Source organism: Amycolatopsis sp. Poz14, from assembly GCF_006704225.1.
Lineage (GTDB): Bacteria > Actinomycetota > Actinomycetes > Mycobacteriales > Pseudonocardiaceae > Amycolatopsis > Amycolatopsis nivea.
This window is the reverse complement of the sequence record NZ_JACLHD010000001.1, coordinates 9,039,857-9,057,329: the sequence shown is the minus strand read 5'-3', so window position 1 is coordinate 9,057,329 and position 17,473 is coordinate 9,039,857. Positions and strand designations below refer to the sequence as shown.

Below are 17,473 nucleotides of genomic sequence, written 5' to 3'. Positions count from 1 at the left end.
GCGAAAGTGTCCTTTCCGGACGAGATGCGGTCCGGCACGCAGAACGGGGGCCGCCCGGCGGCGGGCGGCCCGGAAAGTCGTGCCGGGATCAGGACAGGCGGCAGCGGGCGAAGATCGTCATGAATCCGGACGGTAGTGCGGCTGATCTCGGGGAGCAACCGGATTAGCCGGGCCGAACTTGCCATCGTGAACGACTCGGCGTTGCCCACCACTTTTCAAAACAGTCGACTTTGTGTTACAAAGTTCAGGACAGCGAAGCACTGGGGGACGAGATGACGGAAGCGTTCAGGCTGACCGGCCTGGTGAAGCAGTTCAAGCAGGTCCGCGCGGTCGACGGCGTGTCGGTGACCGTGCGGCGGGGTGAGGTTGTCGCGTTGCTCGGGCCGAACGGCGCGGGCAAGTCGACCACGATTGACATGTTGTTGGGGCTTGCCTCGCCGGACGAGGGGAGCGTGCGGGTGTTCGGCGGTTCGCCCCGGGCGGCGCTCGATTCCGGGCGGCTCGCGGCGATGGTGCAGAACGGGTTCTTGCTGCGGGACGTCACGCCGGCCGAGCTGGTGGAGTTGCATCGGTCGATGTTCGAGAATCCGCTGCCGGCCAAGGAGGTTTACGCGCGGGCCGGGATCGGGGAGTTCGCCAAGCGGCGGTGCGGGAAGCTGTCCGGCGGGCAGCTTCAGCGGGTCCGGTACGCGCTCGCGCTCACCGGCGACCCGGAGCTGCTGGTGCTCGACGAGCCGACGGCGGCGCTGGACGTCGATGCTCGGTGTGAGTTCTGGGCGTCGATGCACGAGTTCACCGCGGCGGGGCGGACTGTTCTGTTCGCGACGCATTACCTCGCTGAGGCGGAGGACTACGCGGACCGGGTCGTGTTGATGCGGCACGGGAAGGTCGTCGCGGACGGGGCGGTCGACGAGGTGCGCGCGAATGTGTCCGGGCGAGTGATCAGGGCAGTCGTACAGGGCGCTCGCCCGGAAGCCCTGGCCGCGCTCGACGGGGTCGCCAGGGCACGTGTACAGGGCGATCGTACGGAACTGGCCTGCACGGATTCCGACCTGGCGATCCGGGCGCTGATCACGGCGTTTCCGCAGGCCAGCTCGATCGAGATCACCTCCGCGGGGCTGGAGGAAGCGTTCCTCGCCCTCACCTCCGACGAGCCGCAGGGAGCGCTCCGATGAACCTCGTCTACCTCCGCCTGGAGGTCCTGCGCATCGTCCGCAGCCCGCAGTTCGCGTTGTTCACCATCGTGGTTCCGCTCGGCATGTTTCTCCTGTTCGGCGGGTTGTTCGGCGACCAGGTCGGACCGGACGGCATCAAGGCGAGCGTCACCACGATGATCAACATGGGCGCGTACGGCGCGATGAGCGGCGCGTTGTTCACCGGCACCCGCGTCGCGACCGAGCGGACGGACGGCTGGCAGCGGCAACTGCGGCTCACGCCGATGCGCGGGCCCGGCTATCTCGCGGTGAAGATCGCGTCTTCGATGGCGATGGCGTTGCCGGTGGTTCTCGTGATCTTCGTGGCCGGTGCATTGCGCGGGGTACAGCTCACCGCGGCGCAGTGGCTGCTCAGCGGGGTCTCGTTGTGGCTGGGCGCGCTGCCGTTCGCGGTGCTCGGACTGCTGCTCGGGTTGTTCGGCAAGGGCGACACGGTCGGCGCGATGACCGGCGCGTTGATGCTCCCGCTCGGTGTGTTCGGCGGGTTGTGGATGCCGCTGTCGATCTTGCCGGAATGGATGTCCGCGCTCGCGCACTTCTTCCCCACGTACTGGCTCGGCCGCGTCGGCACGCTCCCGGTGGACCACGCCGGCGGGCTCGGTCTAGCGGTCGGCGTGCTGGCGGCGTGGCTTGTCGTGCCCGCGCTCGTGGTGGTGCGGCGGTTCCGGCTGGGCCCGGTGAAGGTCGCGTGACGTGTTAGCTTCCGTGCTGCATGCGGGGTCAGTACGGGGGAAGGGCGGTCCGGGGTGAACAACGACGCGGGGGACCCCGTCGAGGACGAAGGCGAGCCGCTGTCCGTGGCGGAATCGCTGGAGCTCATCGCCCGGCAGAACGAACGGACGCGCCGGGAGCTGCGAGTCAGCCCGGCGCGTCTGTTCGCCGTCTGGGCCTTCGCCTGGCTGGTCGGCTGGGGGCTCGTCTACCTCTCCGACGAGCGGTCGGCGGCGCTGCTGCCCGGCTGGGTCGCGGGCATCGTCGTCGCGGTGCTCATGGTGGGCGCGATCGTCTACTCCGCTTGGCACGGCAGCAAAGGCGGCCGCGGGATTCGCGGGCCGTCCCGGCGGATCGGCGCGATGTACGGCTGGGCGTGGATGATCTCGTTCGCCGGGATGAGCCTGATCGACATCCGGATCACCAAACTCCTCCCCGCGGGCTCGGACCTCGTGCCGCTGCTGTGGTCCGGCACGTCGCTGCTGCTGACCGGCGCGCTCTACCTCGCCGGCGGCACGCTGTGGCAGGACCTGCGGCAGTACTTCCTCGGCGGCTGGATCATCGTGTGCAGCGGGGCGAGCGTCCTGGTCGGCGTGCCGGGCAACTTCCTTGTCCTCTCGCTCGCGGGCGGCGGCGGATTCGCGGTCGCGGCGCTGGTCTACGTGGTGCGGCCCCGTGACTGAGCTGCCGGAGCTCGACCCCGTCATCCACGCGCAGGCGCGGCTGCGCGTCACTGTCGCGCTCGCCGGGCTCCGTCCGGCCGACCAGATCACCTTCCCGCGGCTGCAGCAGTTGCTGGAGATGACCGCGGGCAATCTCTCGACGCATCTGCGCAAGCTCGAGGACGCCGAGTACGTCGAGATCACCAAGGCTTACGAGCACCGCACGCCGGTCACTCTGGTGCGGCTCACGAGCACGGGCCGCGCCGCGTTCGAGACCTACACCAAGGCGTTGCAACGGCTCCTGGACGCTGGAACCTGACATGTCTCGCTGGGTCGTGCACTTGGACCTCGACGCGTTCTACGCCTCCGCCGAGCAGCTCACCCGGCCGACGCTGCGCGGACGCGCGGTGGTGGTCGGCGGCACCGGGCACCGCGGCGTCGTCGCCGGGGCAAGTTACGAATCCCGCGAGTACGGCGTGCGGTCCGCGATGCCGATGTCCCAAGCTCGACGGCTGCTGCCGGCTGGCGGCGTGGTGCTGCCGCCGAGGTTCCGGTTGTACGAGGTCTTGAGCAAGCAGGTTTTCGACGTCGTCGGCGAGGTCGCGCCGGTGCTGGAACGGATTTCCCTCGACGAGGCGTTCGCCGAACCGCCCGCGCTCGCGGGTGCGTCGGTCGAGCAGGTGACCGAATGGGCCGAGGAGTTGCGGGCGCGGATCCGGGAACGGACCGGGCTGACTGCGTCGATCGGCGCGGGGACCGGCAAACAGGTCGCGAAAATCGGCTCGGATCGAGCGAAGCCGGACGGTCTGCTCGTCGTGCCGCCGGGCACCGAACGCGAGTTCCTGGCTCCGCTGCCGGTGCGCGCATTGTGGGGGATCGGGCCGGTCGCGGAAGCGAAACTGCGCACGATCGGTGTCCTCACCTTGGGCGAACTGGCGGCGTTGCCGGAGCCGGACGCGGTTTCGACGCTCGGTGGCGTGGTCGGCCGCGACCTGCGGCGGCTGGCGAGCGGGTTCGACGACCGTCCGGTCGCGGAACGGGGCGAAGCCAAGCAGGTGAGCGCGGAGACGACCTTCGACGTCGACGTGGTCGATCTCGTCCGATTGCGTGCTGAGGTAAGGAAAATCGCGGCTGGCGCGCACGCTCGGCTGGTGAAAGCGGGTCGAGTCGCGCGCACGGTGGTGATCAAGCTGCGGCATACCGACATGAGCACGGTGACCCGCTCCGAGACCACCGCGTCGCCCACCGACGACCTCGAACAGCTCGCGGCTACCGCGGAACGGCTGCTGCTCGACCCGCAGGAGTTCGGCGGAGTGCGGCTGGCGGGCGTCGCGTTCAGCGGGCTTTCGGTGCCGCATCAGGACGCGTTGTTCAGCTTGACCGTGCCCGCCGCGACCGAGGAGCCGGTGGTCACTTCGGCGCCGTCGCCGGGCGGGAGCGCGCCGGTGTCGTCGTCGGGATGGCGTCCGGGCGACGACGTGGTGCACGCCGAGTACGGCACGGGCTGGGTGCAAGGCGCGGGGCACGGCCGGGTGACGGTGCGGTTCGAGACGCGCACGTCCGGTCCGGGCGTCGCGCGGACGTTCGACCAGACCGACCCAGCGCTGACTCGCGGCGAGCCCGCCGACTGCCTAGCCTGAGCGTTTCGCCTGGTCACGACCGGGGTGCTAACCCACAAGAGTGATACGGAAGGATGTGCCGGGCAGTCGGGCAAAGGGGATGATCATGACGAACATGCGCCGCGCCGCCGCCCTCGCCGGGGTCGCGCTGATGCTGACGGCGTGTGGGAGCGAAGCCGCCCCGCAACGGCCCTCGGCCGGACCGTCGTCGTCGGCGCCCGCTTCGCCGGACTCGTTCACCGTCGTGGCGACCGGGGACGTGCTGATCCACCCGCGGCTCACCGAGCAGGCCGAGGCGGACGGCGGCGGGAAGATCGACTACCGGCAGCTGTTCGCCGGGGTCAAACCGCTGGTGTCCGGCGCGGATCTGGGGATCTGCCATCTCGAAACGCCGCTCGCGCCGGAAGGCGGGCCGTACAGCGGGTATCCGTCGTTCAGTGCGCCGCCGGAGATCGCGGACGCGTTGAAGGACACCGGGTACGACACCTGCTCCACCGCGTCGAACCACACGCTCGACCAGGGCGCGGCGGGTATTCAGCGGACGCTGGACAAGCTCGACCAGACCGGGCTGAAGCACACCGGGTCCGCGCGTTCGGCGGAGGAGGCGGGGAAACCGCTGATCCTGGACGTGCACGGGGTGAAGGTCGCGCAGCTGTCGTATTCGTTCGGGTTCAACGGGATCAAGCGGCCGGCCGGGAAACCGTGGCTGGCCAACGAAATCGACCCCGACGAGATCCTTTCCGCGGCGCGCGAGGCGAAAGCGGCCGGGGCGGAGGTCGTGATCGCGAGCCTGCATTGGGGCGTCGAATATCAGCACGACGTGACTGCTGAGCAGAAGCAGCTGGCGCAGAAGCTGACGGCGTCGCCGGATCTCGACCTGATCGTCGGGCATCACGCGCATGTGGTGCAGCCGTTCCAGAAGGTCGGCGGCAAGTGGGTGGCGTTCGGGCTCGGCAACGAGGTCGCGCGGCACGACGAACCTCGCGGATCCACGGAGGAAGGGGTCGCGGCCCGGTTCCGGTTCAGTCGGGCGGGCGGGAAGTGGACGGTGGACAAGGCCGAGTACGTGCCAACGCTGATCGACCTCGGGCCGCCGATCCGGTTGCGGGACCTGACGACCGCGCCGCCGACGGAGCGCGGGAAGGAAGCGCTCGGGAACACCGACGAGGTGGTGCTTTCCCGGGGTGCTGGGGATGACGGGTTGAACCGACCGGGGCGGTGACGGTTCCGCGGCTTCAGGCGGCCGACGGCACGGGTGCTTTCAAGAACAACACCAGGCCGCCGGTGATGGTGCCAGCCATCACCAGAATGCCGAGCGCGTCGAATCCGGACCAGGTCAGCAGCGCCCCGCCCAGCGCGGCTCCCAAGAGGTACCCGGTTTGAGTAATCGCGGTCCTCGCGGTCATCATCGCGTCTGTTCGAGTCGGTTCGACCTGTGTGCCGATAAAGCTGGCGACTGGGGTGCGAACTCCGCAGAACGCCGACATGACGCAAAACAGGGCGGCTAGCAGTGCGGCGGGAAGAGGGAGCAAAAAGAGCGCTCCTCCCGTTATCGACATGCCTGCGGAAGAGGTGATGATGGCTGCTTTCGCGCTCGTTCTGGAGAGAAGGTTCTTGACGCGGCTGGAGATGATGAAGAACATGCTGGCGCCGAGACCCAGGCAGACGCCTGCGAGGGTTTCCGACAGCTGACCTCGTTGGATCAAAAGCGGGCCGACGAAAGTCATGGTTGCCGTCCAGGCGGTGTAGGCGGCCAGTTCGGCGAGAATCCACATTCGAGCTGGCTTCGCGGCCAGCAGTTGCCATACTGTTGATCTTTCGCTCTGGTTTTGTGTCTTGGTCGGGGGTACGTATCGTGCGCACCACATGGCGGTCAGGGCAAATCCTGCTGGCAGCAAGAAGGAAAACCGCCAGCTGAGCGTCTGGGCGAACAGTCCGGAAAGAGGGTTGATCGCTACCCAAGCCAGTGAATTCGCCGCTGCCACGAGGCCGAGTGTTCGGACGGGGGACTCGGCGGCAGCGGCACCCGAGAACGAGGCGGAAAGAAGAAACGACACCGCCAAACCGACGATGAGATGTGCTAGCCAGAAAATCCACAGCGACGCGGAAAGTCCTACGACGAGGCAAGCAGCAAGCGAGAGCAGTCCGCCTGTTTGAATTGCTCGCCGTACTCCGATCTTGCTCAACCTCGGGCTGAGCCAGAAAGACGAGACAACTGCCGCGACGGCCGCTACTGCGCGAGCTTGGCTCACCGTGCCTACTGACGCGTGGAACGATTCGGCTATGCGAACCATTGCTGGCGCCAGCACAACCATGAGAGATTGCGACGCCATCGAGGCGAGCATGAGTCCGGCAATGCGACGCGACTCGCGGTTGGCCACTGGCGAACCCTACCGCAGGCGCGGCCTTATCCGCCGCGTCTCAGCGGCCTGCGGCGGCTCGGTATGAGCTCCGAGCGGCAACCCTGGTGAAAGGATGTCTGCCCGGATGCTGCGGTTCGCTCCCTCAGTGGTCCCGGCGGGTGATGAGTTGGGCGATCGCGGTCAGTTCGGCCGTCGCGCGGGCGGCTGGGTGGGCGGCGGTGAGGGCGGTCAGCGCGTCGGTGAGCAGTTCGTCTGCTTGGGCGTGGCTCCAGGATCGACCACCGGCTTCGTCGATCAGGGCAGCGGCTTTCGCGAGGCAGTCGTCCGGCAGCGGCTGTCGGTACAGCATTGCCAGTTCCTGTCCGGCTGACGTGCCTGACGTGAGCGCCGCGACCACGGGGAGGGATTTCTTGCGGCTGCGCAGGTCCGAGTAAACCGGCTTTCCGGTGACTGCCGGGTCGCCCCAGATGCCGAGGAGGTCGTCGACGTGCTGGAAGGCCAGGCCTAGCGATCGACCGAAACGGCTGAAGCGTTCGACGTGTTCGCCGCGGCCTCCGACTACCAGCACGCCGAGGGTGCAGGCCGCGCTCAGCAGGGCCGCCGTTTTGCCTTGGGCCATTCGGACGCATTCCGCTACTTCGACGTTCGTTCGCTGTTCGAACGCCAGGTCCTCGTGTTGGCCGTGCAGCAGGTCCAGCACCGCGGTGCTCAGCAGGCGGGCGGCGGCTGGGCCGTCCGCGGACAGGACGTCGAAGGCCAGCGCGAGCAGGGAATCGCCGGCCAGCACGGCCTGTCCGGTGCCGAAGACGGTCCACGCGGTGGGGCGGTGCCGCCGGGTGCGGTCGCCGTCCATGACGTCGTCGTGCAGCAGCGAAAAATTGTGGGCCAGTTCGACGGCCACCGCGGCGGGGATCGCGTCTTCCGGGTCTCCGCCGCAGGCTTCCGCGCACAGCAGCACCAGCGCCGGGCGCAGGGCTTTGCCGCCGGAGGCGCTCGTGGCCGTTCCGGTTTCGTCCCACCAGCCGAGGTGGTAGCCGGCGATCCGGCGCATCGACCCGGGCAGCCGGTCGACCGCCGCCCGCATCGCCGGTTCCCAGCGGCCCCGGCTCCAGTCCAGCACCTCGGCCACGGAGCGGGCCCCGGTGCGCGCGTCCACCGTCGTCATCGTTCTTTCGCTTCCGGACGCAGCGCGGCGGCCACAGTGGACAGTGCGGAGGGGCTCGGGACGATCACTGCGAAACCACCTAACGTCGAAAACGCCGGAACACGGCGGAGCGGTGTTTTCCGGGAGAGGAATGCGAATGGTAAGCGGTGCCGCGCATCAACTTAGCAAGAAGGATGACCTCGACAATCACTCGATCGGGTAGGCGCGTTCGATTCACCTGTTTGCCGAAGCTCCTTTTCGGACATTGCCGGTGCTGTTGTCCGGCCGACAACGAGAAGCGCGTCACGGTGGGTCTGCTGCCGTAACCCGGTCGAGTGCGCGCCAGCGGTATCCGAGGCGTTTCCCTTGCCGAGCAAGAGCAATCGAGGGAACGCGTGCCCGGCCCGCTGCTCCGATCCGGCGAACCGCGCGGGCGGTGGACGGCCACCCGGCTGAATCGCGGGTGGCGCCGTTGTCCGTTCCGGAATCGGCTGGATAGCGTCGGCCAGCGTATTCACCCGCGCGAAAGGAACCGGATGAAGGTCTACGTGACCGGGGTGTTCTGGGTTGTCGGCGCGGCGATCGCGGCGGCGGTGATCGGCTATCTCGTCCGGCGCTTCGGCTGGGACGAGGGCCGCCGCGACAACAACGACGCCGCGGGCCAGGTGTTCACCATCGTCGGCGGGCTGCACGCGGTGCTGGTCGCGTTCGTGCTGATCTCGCTTTTCGACGCCGTCACGGCCACGCGCGAGGGTTCCTACACCGAGGCGGAGGGCCTGGTCGCCGCCACCTGGTCGGCCGAGGCACTGCCCGGCGACACCGGCGAGCAGGTGCGGCGGCTGGCCATCGCGTACGCGACGACGGTGTCGAAGCAGGAGTGGCCCCGGCTCATCGACAACGGACCGGTCCCGGACACCGGTTGGACGCAGCTCGACCAGATGCGCCGCGTCGTCGCCAACGCGCAAGCCAGCGACGACTGGACGAACGACCGGAAGAAAGACGCCGCCGCCCAGCTCTGGCAGGTCTACCAGGCCCGGCAGACCCGGCTCACCGGCGCGGAAACCGACGGTGTCGGCTCGGTCATGTGGTTCGCGCTCATCCTCGGCAGCGTCATCTCGATCCTGCTGCCCAACCTCTTCGGCGGCACGCGGATGGCCGCGCACCTGGTGATCGTGTCGACGCTGGCCGGCACGATCGTGCTGTTGTTGTACGCGATCTTCCAGCTGCAGAACCCTTACGCCGGCGGCGCGAACGTGCATCCGGACGCGTTCACCTCGGCGATCTCGCGGCTCGGCTGACCGGTGCGAGGTTCCCGGTACCTGACTGTGGTGGCCGCCGCGGCCGCGGTCGCCGGGCTGCTCGTCGCGTCGGGGTGGCTCGCTCCGGCTCGCCAGCGCGCGGCCGCGACGTCCTGCCGGGTGCTTCAGGCCGAAAGCCGCGACGGGCAGTCGTCCGACATCGTGCGGTTGACCTTGCCCTCCGGTGCGCGACATCTGTTGCACCACAGTCCCTTCGCGCTGAATGCCATTGCGTATTCGTCGGCGCAGGACGTGACGTACGGCGTCGCCGACGGACGATTTCGCGACGGCTGGCACGCGGTGCGAATCGACTCCGACGGCGAGTTGACCGACCTCGGCGGGGTCGGCCGCGACACGCACCACGGAGGATGGAGCTGGGTGACTGGCGCGACGGCCGGGGCGATGTCCGGCAACTCCTGGTACGTGAAGCGGGCGACCAGTCTGTACACAGTGGACGTCGACCCGCACAGTTCTGGTTATCTCACCGCGACTGGGCCGGTGTTGCTGCGTCCGTGGTGGCTCGCGTCCGGAGTGGACGATTTCGCGTACAACTCCGAAGACGGCCTGCTGTATGGGGTTTCGTCCACAGGGGAGGGCGCGGTGGTCACGGTGAATCCGGTGACCGGGAAGGTCGCGAAGGTGCCGGGGGAGCGGTTTCCGGAGGCGACTTACGGTTCGGTCGTGTTCGGGCCGGACCGCAAGCTCTACGCGACCGCGAACTGGGTCGACGGGCGGAGTGTCACTTACCGGCTGGACGGCGGTTCCGCGGTCGAGGTGAGCACTGGGCCGCCGATGGTCATGTCCGACGGGGCCGGGTGTTTGGCGGAACCCCCGCCTCCGCCACCCCCGCCACCTACATCGTCCTCGGCCCCGCCGACGACCTCGTCCACGCCGACGCCACCACCACCGTCGACGTCGTCTCCATCCCCGACGCCATCGACCTCGGCGAGCCCGACACCGTCGTCCACCCCACCGCCCCCACCGTCATCATCGTCACCGCCACCCATCACGCCGAATCCGGTCACCCCCACCCCGTCCCGGCAACCGCCGGACGCGATCATCCCGCCCATCCCGATGCCGCAACCCCCAGCGCCGTCGCGCGCCGCCCCGGTGAAGGCCATCCCGAAACCGCCCGAGAAACGCGCGGCGAGAGCACGCGACAACGTCAAGAAGCAGCGGCGCTGGAGCATCACCGCGGTCCTGCTGATCGTCGGAGGAGGTGCGGTAGCGGCTCGAGCACGGCGCGCTCGTTAACGCGGCAGTCGTCTCGATGACGGACGCTGTCCAACTCGGCCGTCAAGACTCCCCCAGGCGTCGAAACGACGCCAGAGGAGGAGAAAGCCGAATGAAAAGCGTGAAGATCGGGTTGGTCGCGCTGGTGCTGCCGCTGGCCGCCGCGGGACCGGCCGAGGCCAAGGGCCGTCCGGACGACCATTACCGGGTGCGGGCCGGGCACACGCTGCAGGTGCGCGGCGACGCGCAGCGCGACGGTGCGGTGGTGCGGCACACCGATCCCGGGCACGGCGCGCTGACCATCGGCCCGGACGGGTCGTTCCGCTACACGCCCGCCGCCGGGTTCACCGGACGCGACACGTTCACCTACACCGTGAGCGACGCGGTCCGGCTGTATCCGACGGACTTGCCGCCGCTCGGCACTGTCGGCGGCGTCAAGATCACCGGCGGCGGGTACGGGTCCGCGCTCACTCCGGTGCCGGGTTCGCGGGACGAGTTCTACGGGCTCACCGACCGCGGGCCGAACGTCGACGCGCCGGACGGGTCCAAAGTGGAGCCGCTGCCGTCGTTCACGCCCGCCATCGGCAAGTTCCGGCTCAAGGGCGGGAAAGCTGTGCTGGAGCGGAACATTCCGCTGCGCGCGGCCGACGGATCGCCGTACAACGGCCAGGTCAACACGCTGGCGAACACTGGCGAGACCATCGTCGACCGCGACGGCGCGAAACTGCCCGCGTCGCCGAACGGCTACGACTCCGAAGGGCTCGTCGCGCAACGCGACGGGACGTTCTGGGTATCGGACGAGTACGGCCCGTTCATCACGCACTTCCGCGCGGACGGCCGGGCGATCGAGCGGCTCTCGCCGTTCGACGGGTCGCTGCCGAAGGAACTCAAGAACCGCGTGCCGAACAAGGGCATGGAGGGGCTCGCGCTCACTCCGGACGGCCGGACGCTCGTCGGCATCATGCAGTCCGCGCTGCAACAGCCGGATCTCACGAAGAAGCCCAGCAAGGTTCCCGCGCTGCGGATCGTGACGGTCGACCTGAAGACCCGCGTCACGCACGAGTACGCCTACCTGCTCGACAACCCGGACGAGACCGGCACCGCGGTCTCCGAGATCACCGCGCTGTCAGCCACCCGGTTCCTCGTGGACGAGCGCGACGGCAAGGCCGAGCCCGGCGCGTACAAGAGGCTGTTCGAGATCGACCTGAGCAAGGCGACCGACCTTGGACCGGCGGCGAAGGTGCCGGGCGCGACCTACGACGCGGCGAAGGGCGGCCTGCTCGTCGACGGCGGCAAGAGCATCGAGGCGTACGTCGGCAAGGCCACTACCGCGGAGGCTCAGGATGCGCTGGCGAAGGTCGGGGTGACTCCCGCGGCGAAGAAGCTGTTCCTCGACGTCGGCGGCCTGGTGACCGGGCTCGACCCGAGCGGCGGTTTCTTCGGGCACGACAAGGTCGAAGGCGTCGCGACGACCGACGGCGGCCGCACCGTGGTGATCAGCAACGACAGCGACTTCGGCATCGACGGCGTCGCGAACTCGGCGGCTCCCTACACCCTGCACGCCAAGACGCAGCCGAACGGTCGTCAGGACGACGGCGAGTACCTGAAGGTGGACATGACGAAGCTGCCGGCCCGGACGCGCACGTTGACTGTGACCATTGACGTGCGCTGAGGACCGTCAGTACTTGAACTGATCCACGTTGTTCTGCGTGATCAGCAGGGGATCGCCGAGCAGGACCGTCTGAGTGGCCGCGTCGTAGCGCACCGCGGGGAGTTCCGGGCTCACGTTGTTCTTGGGCCGGAGCGGGGCGCCGGTCGCGAGCTGCTCGGCGGTCCAGGCGGTGAGGTAGCCGAGGGATTCGACGTTCCACAGCACCGTCATGGAGCAGGAACCGTCGACCAGGTAGGGCTTCATCGTCTGCGGCGTGCCCGTGCCGACGGTGAAGACCTGGCCGATCTTCTGCTGATCACGCACCGCTCGCGCGATGCCGGGCGTCGCCGTGGTGCATTGGCCGATCATGCCGGTGAGCTTCGGATGCCGGTTGAGGATCTCCTTCGCCAGCTTCGTGGCGGTGGTGGTGTCCTCGTCGGCATACACCGTCTCGACCAGCTTCGCCTGCGGATAGCGTTGCGCCGCATACGTTTTCTCGGCTTCGATCCACGAGTTGAGGTTCGCCGCGGCGCGCCCGCACGAGACGATGGCGTACTCGCCAGTGCCGCCGGTTTTCTTCATCAGCGAGTCGACCAGCGCCGAACCGATGCCGTCGGCCGTCGTCTGGTTCACGAAGACCTCGCGCTGGGAGCCGGCGGCGTCGGTGTCGGTGGTGAGCACGTGAATGCCCTTCGCGCGCGCCTCCGCGATCGTCGGGGCCAGCTGCGCCGGATCGTTCGGGGCGACCGCGATGACGTCCACGCGTTCGGCGATGAGCTGGCGCAGGATCGCCGTCTGCGCGGCCGGATCGACTGACGCCGGGGCGCGGAGGAGCCACTTCGCGCCGAGCCGGTTGGCGGCCGCCATGCCGCCGGCGTTCATCGCGTCGAAGTACGGGATGCCGCCGATTTTCGGCACGAAGGCGATTTTCGCCTGCTCCGGGGGCGAGTCCGACAGAACCGGCGAGCAACTGGCCGCCATCGCCGCCGCGGTCGCCACGAGCGCCGCACCCAGCACGAGCGTTTTGGTCCGCCCTCGCATCCCCCACCGTTCCCCGGCTATGTGACCTGGCAGCCGAAGGTAGGGCCAGTGACGGCAGGGGGTCAACCGAACGCGACCAAACGGTTACGCAAGCGAGTTCAACCGCCGGACGGCGCAGCCTCGCCTCCGCCCGTCGGCTGGTTGGCGCGGCGGTGCCGGGCGACAGTCATCACATCGGGCGACCTTGCGTTCTCGATACCCCCAAGGGGTATAGTCGCCAGCATGAACGAACACCAGCACGGAGCGTCTTGGTCCACCGCCGCCCAGGCGACGCTGCACTGCCTCACCGGTTGTGCCATCGGCGAAGTGCTCGGCATGGTTCTCGGCACCGCGCTCGGCCTGCACAACGCGGCCACTGTGGTGCTGTCCATCGTGCTGGCGTTCGTCTTCGGCTACGCGCTCACCATGCGCGGCGTGCTCAAGTCGGGCCTTGCGCTCGGTGCCGCCTTCAAGGTCGCGCTCGCCGCCGACACGGTGTCGATCGCGGTCATGGAGGTCATCGACAACACCGTGGTCGTGGCGATCCCGGGCGCGATGGACGCGGGATTGTCGAGCGGCTTGTTCTGGCTGTCGCTGGCGTTGTCGCTCGCGATCGCTTTCGTGGTCACGGTTCCGGTCAACAAGTGGATGATCGGCCGCGGTCGCGGGCACGCCGTCGTGCATGCCCACCACCAGCACTGAGCCTCAGCAGGACGGCACGGCCGCGTCGGCTCGGAGGTAAGCCCCGGACACATAGTGCCCGGGGCCGATCCGGTTCCAGCGCGTGGTTCCGTCCACCGGATCGCCTTGCACGGAACACTCGATCGGCACCTGCGCGGAGTCGGCGGCCAAGCCGGCCGAGGGCGCGTCGTTGCTCGCGGACGTGCGCACGACCAGCGGGGCGCCGCCGGTCACCACGCCGGTGGCCGGAGCGCTGCCGGTCCACAGGAAAGTGACGTCCACGTAGCTGCTGCCTTTGAGGCCGAGACCGTCCCAGAACGTGCCGTCGGCCAGGTCGAGACCGGCTGGATTGCGCACGGTGCGGCCGCGTTCGTCCTTGCCGCCGTTGAACCCGTCTTGGTACGCCGCTTGCGCTTCCGGCACGCCTTGCGGCAGCGAACCGAACGTCGCGCGCCGGTCGGCGGGGTTCCAGTAATCGTCGTGTTCGTTCCACGGCCCGACATCCCACACCGGCGCGTACTCGCAGCGGGTGCCGTCGGTGCGGCAGACCCGGACGGTGAAAGTCCCCCTTCCCTTCGAGGACACCGTTTTCGTGGACGGGAGTGCGACGAAATGGTCCCGTTCGGTGATCCGGTGCCCGCTCGAAGTGGTGCCGCCGACGAGCCCTTCGCGGGTCGCGTAGAGACGGTAGGTCAGCGGTCTTTCCAGCGCTCTCCTGCCGTGCTTGGGTTTGGCGCCAGCGGGAGTCGGAGTCGACAAAGCGATAACCGCCACCGCGAGAAGGACGTGACCAGCCGCTTTCCTGGTGTTCATCTGCGCATCGTGGCCCGGCGCGCGGGTTTGGCCGCGCAACCAGGCCCGCGCGTCAGGCGGACACGATCCGGTGCGGTCCGGTCTTGCGGGGCTGGTCGTCGACCGGGGTGTCGGCGGACAGTTCGCGCCGGATGGCCCGCGCGCGTTCGGCGTAGCTGCGGGACCGTTCCGGCTGGCTGAGCGCGGAGTGGAGTTCGCCGAGGAGCTGGGACACCTCGGCCTCGGACCGGCGGTCGCCGTTGCGGCGGTGCACGCTCAGCGAGTTCACCAGCAGCAGTTGCGCGTGCGCGAGATCGCCGCTGTACAGGCACAGTGCGCCCAGGTTCTGGTTCGCGTAGCCGACGCAGTGGTCGTCGCCGAGATCGGTGAACACGGCGATGGCGCGCGTGACGTGTTCGCGGGCTTCGGCGAGATTGCCCTCGCGCTGGTTCAGGAGCCCGAGCCGTTGCAGCGCATGGGCTTCCCGGTGCCGGTCGCCGATTTCGCAGGACAGCTCGAGCGCGTCGGTGTACCAGCGGCGTGCAGTCGCGTAGCACTTGCGCGCGACCCAGATCGAGCCGATCGCGATCCGGATCACGGCTTCGCCGTGCGGATCGCCCGCCTCGCCGAACAGCCGGAGCGCTTCGTGGCACGGTTCGAGCGCGCGGTCGGTTTTGCCTTGCATCCGCAGCACGGTGCCGAGACCGGCGTACGCCTCGCCGAGTCCTTGCTGGTCGCCGATCCGTTGGTACAGCTCGCGTGCTGCCTCGAAGGCGACCATCGCGTCCGCGTCGTTGTCTTGGTACAGCAGGACTTGGCCGAGGTTGCGCTGGACGACTGCCTCGCCGCGGATCGCGCCCGCCCGGCGCGCCGCTTCCAGCGCGATCAGGTGGGTGGCGTGCCAGTCGTCTTGATGGCCGCGGAGGTCGAAGTACGGCGTAAGGGCCACGGTGAGCCGCCAGGTCAGGTCGTCGAACCCGCGTTCGGCGGCAAGCGCGACGGCGCCGACGCAGGTGGCGCGTTCGGCGGCGAACCAGGCGGCGGGGTCGGTCAGCAGACGATCGGCTTCCGGCGGCAGGGGCAAGTCGGTGTCGTCGTGGTACTGGCCGAAGAAATGGATCGGCATGCGTTCGGCGGCTTCTACTGCCAGCGCTAGATATCCCTTGAGCACGCGGCCGATCGCGGCGCGGGTTTCGCCGGGCTCGGCCAGTTCCGCGGCGTAGACGCGCAGGAGGTCGTGCAGGCGGTAGCGCGGCTGTCCCGCGACGTCGGTGGCGACTAGTTCCACCAGGTGTGCGTCGACGAGCACGTCGAGGACGTCGTCGGCGGACGGGCGGCCCAGGACCGCGGCGACTGCCCAGGCGGGGAATTGCACCGGGCCCAGCGCGCCCAAACGGCGGAAGGCCGCGGCGGCGGACATCGGCAGGAGGTCGTAGCTCAGGGTCACGCTCGCCCGGACGGCCAGATCGCCGACGCGCAGCTCGTCCAGGCGGCGGTGCTCGTCGTGGAGGCGGTCGGCGAGGATGCGCAAAGACCAAGTCGGCCGGTGAGTGAGTTTGGCTCCGGCTACCCGGATCGCCAGGGGCAGATGTCCGCATTGGCGCAGGATCGCCGCGGCGTCTTCGGGTTCGGCGGCTACTCGTTCATGGCCGACGATGCCTTCCAGCAGCCGCGCGGCTTCCGGCTCGGGCAGGAGATCGACGTCCACCGGCATCGCGCCGGCGAGGTCGGGCAGGCGGATCCGGCTGGTGACCAGCACTGCGGACGCGCCCGCGCCGGGGAGCAGCGGGCGTACCTGGGCGGCGCTGCCCGCGTCGTCGAGGACGATGCACATCCGGCGGCCGGCGAGCTGGGAACGCAGAAGCGCGGAGCGTTCGGCCAGGTCCCGGGGGAGGCCGGAGTCGGGGATGCCCAGGGCGCGCAGGAGTTCGGCAAGGACGCTCATGGGCGAGCGCGGCGACGACGAGGTTCCGGCGAGGTCCACATGCAACTGTCCGTCCGGGAAAACGGTGCGGACGGCGTGCGCTACCCGTACGGCGATTGAGGATTTGCCGATGCCGGGTGCGCCGGAGAGGACGACGATCGTGGGGCGTTCCGCTTCGGCGTGGTGGCGGAGTTTCGCGACCAGGTGCTCGATGACTTCGCCGCGGCCGGTGAAATCGGGCAGATCCAAGGGGAGTTGGCAGATCGGCGGGATTTTGGCGCAGGGGACTTCGAGGGTGGTGCGGAGTTCGCGGAGTGCGGCGCCGGGGCTCGCGGACAGTTCGTCGGCGAGGGTTTGTTCGACCAGTTCGTACGCTTCCGCGGCTTCGGTGGTGCGGCCTGCGTCGCGAAGGGCGGTGATGAGGTGGTGCCAGAGTTCTTCGCGCAGCGGGTGTTCGGTGACGAGAGCGCGGAGTTCGGCGATGACTTCGTTGTGACGACCCAGATCCAGGCGGGCGCGCAGGCGTTGTTCCTGCACTGCCAGGCGCAGTTCGTCCAGACGCGCGACGGTCGGGCCCCAGGTGGGGTCGTGGGGGAGGCCTTCCAGTACTTCGCCGCGCCAGAGGGAGTGGGCTTGGTCCAGCAGGGCCAGTGCGGTTTCCGGGTCGTCTTGGGATTCCCAGGCTTGGGTGGCGAGGCGGGTGAAGACGAGGTGGTCGAGCTCGTCTTCTTCGACGGTGAGGAGGTAGCCCGACGCTCGGCTGGTGATGCGGTCGGCGAGGTCGGGGGAGGTTTCCGCCAGGCGTCTGCGCAGGGAGTGGACGTAGGTGCGGATGTTGGCGGCCGCGGAGCGGGGGGCGGTGGTCGGCCAGAGGACTTCGACCAGGGCTTCGGTGGACACGACGATGTTGGGCTGGAGGGCCAGCGCGGCCAGCAGCAGACGGGGCTTCGGGCCGCCCAGCGGTACGGCCCGGCCCTCGGCGATGACCTCCAGCGGCCCCAGGATCCGGAAGGTCAGCGAAATCAATTTACCCGCCTTGGCGGCAAGGTCCCCATGGTCGGCATGCTAGGAGCGTTTGGGGCGGTTGCCTAGATCCACTGGGGGAGGAATACCCCATATGGGGTGATATCGGGGGTGGATGTTGCTTGGTGTTCGGCTGGG

At 68.9% G+C, this 17,473-nt stretch carries 15 protein-coding genes; 10 read left to right on the top strand and 5 right to left on the bottom strand.

Features of this window, described 5'->3' with window-relative positions; genetic code table 11:
* Positions 1 to 272: 272 nt before the first annotated feature.
* The 6 genes from FKO37_RS42080 to FKO37_RS42055 all read left to right on the top strand — a co-directional run bounded on the left by FKO37_RS42080 (position 273) and on the right by FKO37_RS42055 (position 5,428).
* Positions 273 to 1,175 (top strand): ABC transporter ATP-binding protein, encoded by a 903-nt coding sequence (locus FKO37_RS42080; protein WP_238607982.1) that lies wholly within the window; start codon positions 273 to 275, stop codon positions 1,173 to 1,175.
* Positions 1,172 to 1,906, top strand: a complete 735-nt coding sequence (locus tag FKO37_RS42075; RefSeq protein WP_238607981.1) for an ABC transporter permease — start codon at positions 1,172 to 1,174, stop codon at positions 1,904 to 1,906. Before FKO37_RS42080 ends, FKO37_RS42075 begins: the two co-directional genes overlap by 4 nt.
* A gap of 54 nt (positions 1,907 to 1,960) precedes the next feature.
* A complete protein-coding gene (locus FKO37_RS42070) occupies positions 1,961 to 2,608 on the top strand; it encodes a hypothetical protein (RefSeq protein ID WP_238607980.1) in 648 nt (215 codons plus the stop codon).
* The gene (locus FKO37_RS42065) at positions 2,601 to 2,906 is read left to right on the top strand and encodes a transcriptional regulator (RefSeq protein WP_037811975.1); all 306 of its coding nucleotides are present in this window, start codon (positions 2,601 to 2,603) and stop codon (positions 2,904 to 2,906) included. The genes FKO37_RS42070 and FKO37_RS42065 overlap by 8 nt, the downstream gene beginning before the upstream one ends.
* 1 nt (position 2,907) lies before the next feature.
* A complete protein-coding gene (locus FKO37_RS42060) occupies positions 2,908 to 4,227 on the top strand; it encodes a DNA polymerase IV (protein ID WP_043839278.1) in 1,320 nt (439 codons plus the stop codon).
* Positions 4,228 to 4,306: 79 nt separating this feature from the next.
* A complete protein-coding gene (locus FKO37_RS42055) occupies positions 4,307 to 5,428 on the top strand; it encodes a CapA family protein (RefSeq protein WP_374204444.1) in 1,122 nt (373 codons plus the stop codon).
* A gap of 13 nt (positions 5,429 to 5,441) precedes the next feature.
* On the opposite strand, the gene FKO37_RS42050 is transcribed toward FKO37_RS42055, so the two are convergent.
* Positions 5,442 to 6,587 carry an MFS transporter gene (locus FKO37_RS42050; RefSeq protein WP_238607978.1) on the bottom strand — a complete coding sequence of 382 codons (1,146 nt, stop codon included), beginning with the start codon at positions 6,585 to 6,587 and terminating at the stop codon, positions 5,442 to 5,444.
* A gap of 124 nt (positions 6,588 to 6,711) precedes the next feature.
* A complete protein-coding gene (locus FKO37_RS42045; protein WP_134663228.1) occupies positions 6,712 to 7,734 on the bottom strand; it encodes a family 2 encapsulin nanocompartment cargo protein polyprenyl transferase in 1,023 nt (340 codons plus the stop codon).
* 515 nt (positions 7,735 to 8,249) lie between these two features.
* Here FKO37_RS42045 and FKO37_RS42040 point away from each other — a divergent pair.
* The 3 genes from FKO37_RS42040 to FKO37_RS42030 all read left to right on the top strand — a co-directional run bounded on the left by FKO37_RS42040 (position 8,250) and on the right by FKO37_RS42030 (position 11,916).
* Positions 8,250 to 9,011, top strand: coding sequence for a hypothetical protein (locus tag FKO37_RS42040; RefSeq protein ID WP_238607977.1), 762 nt, complete (start codon positions 8,250 to 8,252; stop codon positions 9,009 to 9,011).
* A gap of 3 nt (positions 9,012 to 9,014) precedes the next feature.
* Positions 9,015 to 10,265 carry a hypothetical protein gene (locus FKO37_RS42035; protein ID WP_238608426.1) on the top strand — a complete coding sequence of 417 codons (1,251 nt, stop codon included), beginning with the start codon at positions 9,015 to 9,017 and terminating at the stop codon, positions 10,263 to 10,265.
* A gap of 91 nt (positions 10,266 to 10,356) precedes the next feature.
* Positions 10,357 to 11,916 carry an esterase-like activity of phytase family protein gene (locus tag FKO37_RS42030; RefSeq protein WP_238607976.1) on the top strand — a complete coding sequence of 520 codons (1,560 nt, stop codon included), beginning with the start codon at positions 10,357 to 10,359 and terminating at the stop codon, positions 11,914 to 11,916.
* 6 nt (positions 11,917 to 11,922) lie between these two features.
* On the opposite strand, the gene FKO37_RS42025 is transcribed toward FKO37_RS42030, so the two are convergent.
* Positions 11,923 to 12,936, bottom strand: coding sequence for an autoinducer 2 ABC transporter substrate-binding protein (locus FKO37_RS42025; RefSeq protein ID WP_238607975.1), 1,014 nt, complete (start codon positions 12,934 to 12,936; stop codon positions 11,923 to 11,925).
* Positions 12,937 to 13,158: 222 nt separating this feature from the next.
* Here FKO37_RS42025 and FKO37_RS42020 point away from each other — a divergent pair, with 222 nt between their 5' ends.
* Positions 13,159 to 13,617: a DUF4396 domain-containing protein gene (locus tag FKO37_RS42020; RefSeq protein WP_037811965.1), complete on the top strand. Its 459-nt coding sequence runs from the start codon at positions 13,159 to 13,161 to the stop codon at positions 13,615 to 13,617.
* A 3-nt stretch (positions 13,618 to 13,620) separates the two neighbouring features.
* On the opposite strand, the gene FKO37_RS42015 is transcribed toward FKO37_RS42020, so the two are convergent.
* The gene (locus FKO37_RS42015; RefSeq protein WP_308196571.1) at positions 13,621 to 14,409 is read right to left on the bottom strand and encodes a hypothetical protein; all 789 of its coding nucleotides are present in this window, start codon (positions 14,407 to 14,409) and stop codon (positions 13,621 to 13,623) included.
* A 52-nt stretch (positions 14,410 to 14,461) separates the two neighbouring features.
* On the bottom strand, positions 14,462 to 17,338 hold the full coding sequence (locus FKO37_RS42010) for a BTAD domain-containing putative transcriptional regulator (protein ID WP_238607974.1): 2,877 nt from the start codon (positions 17,336 to 17,338) through the stop codon (positions 14,462 to 14,464).
* Positions 17,339 to 17,473: the final 135 nt, after the last annotated feature.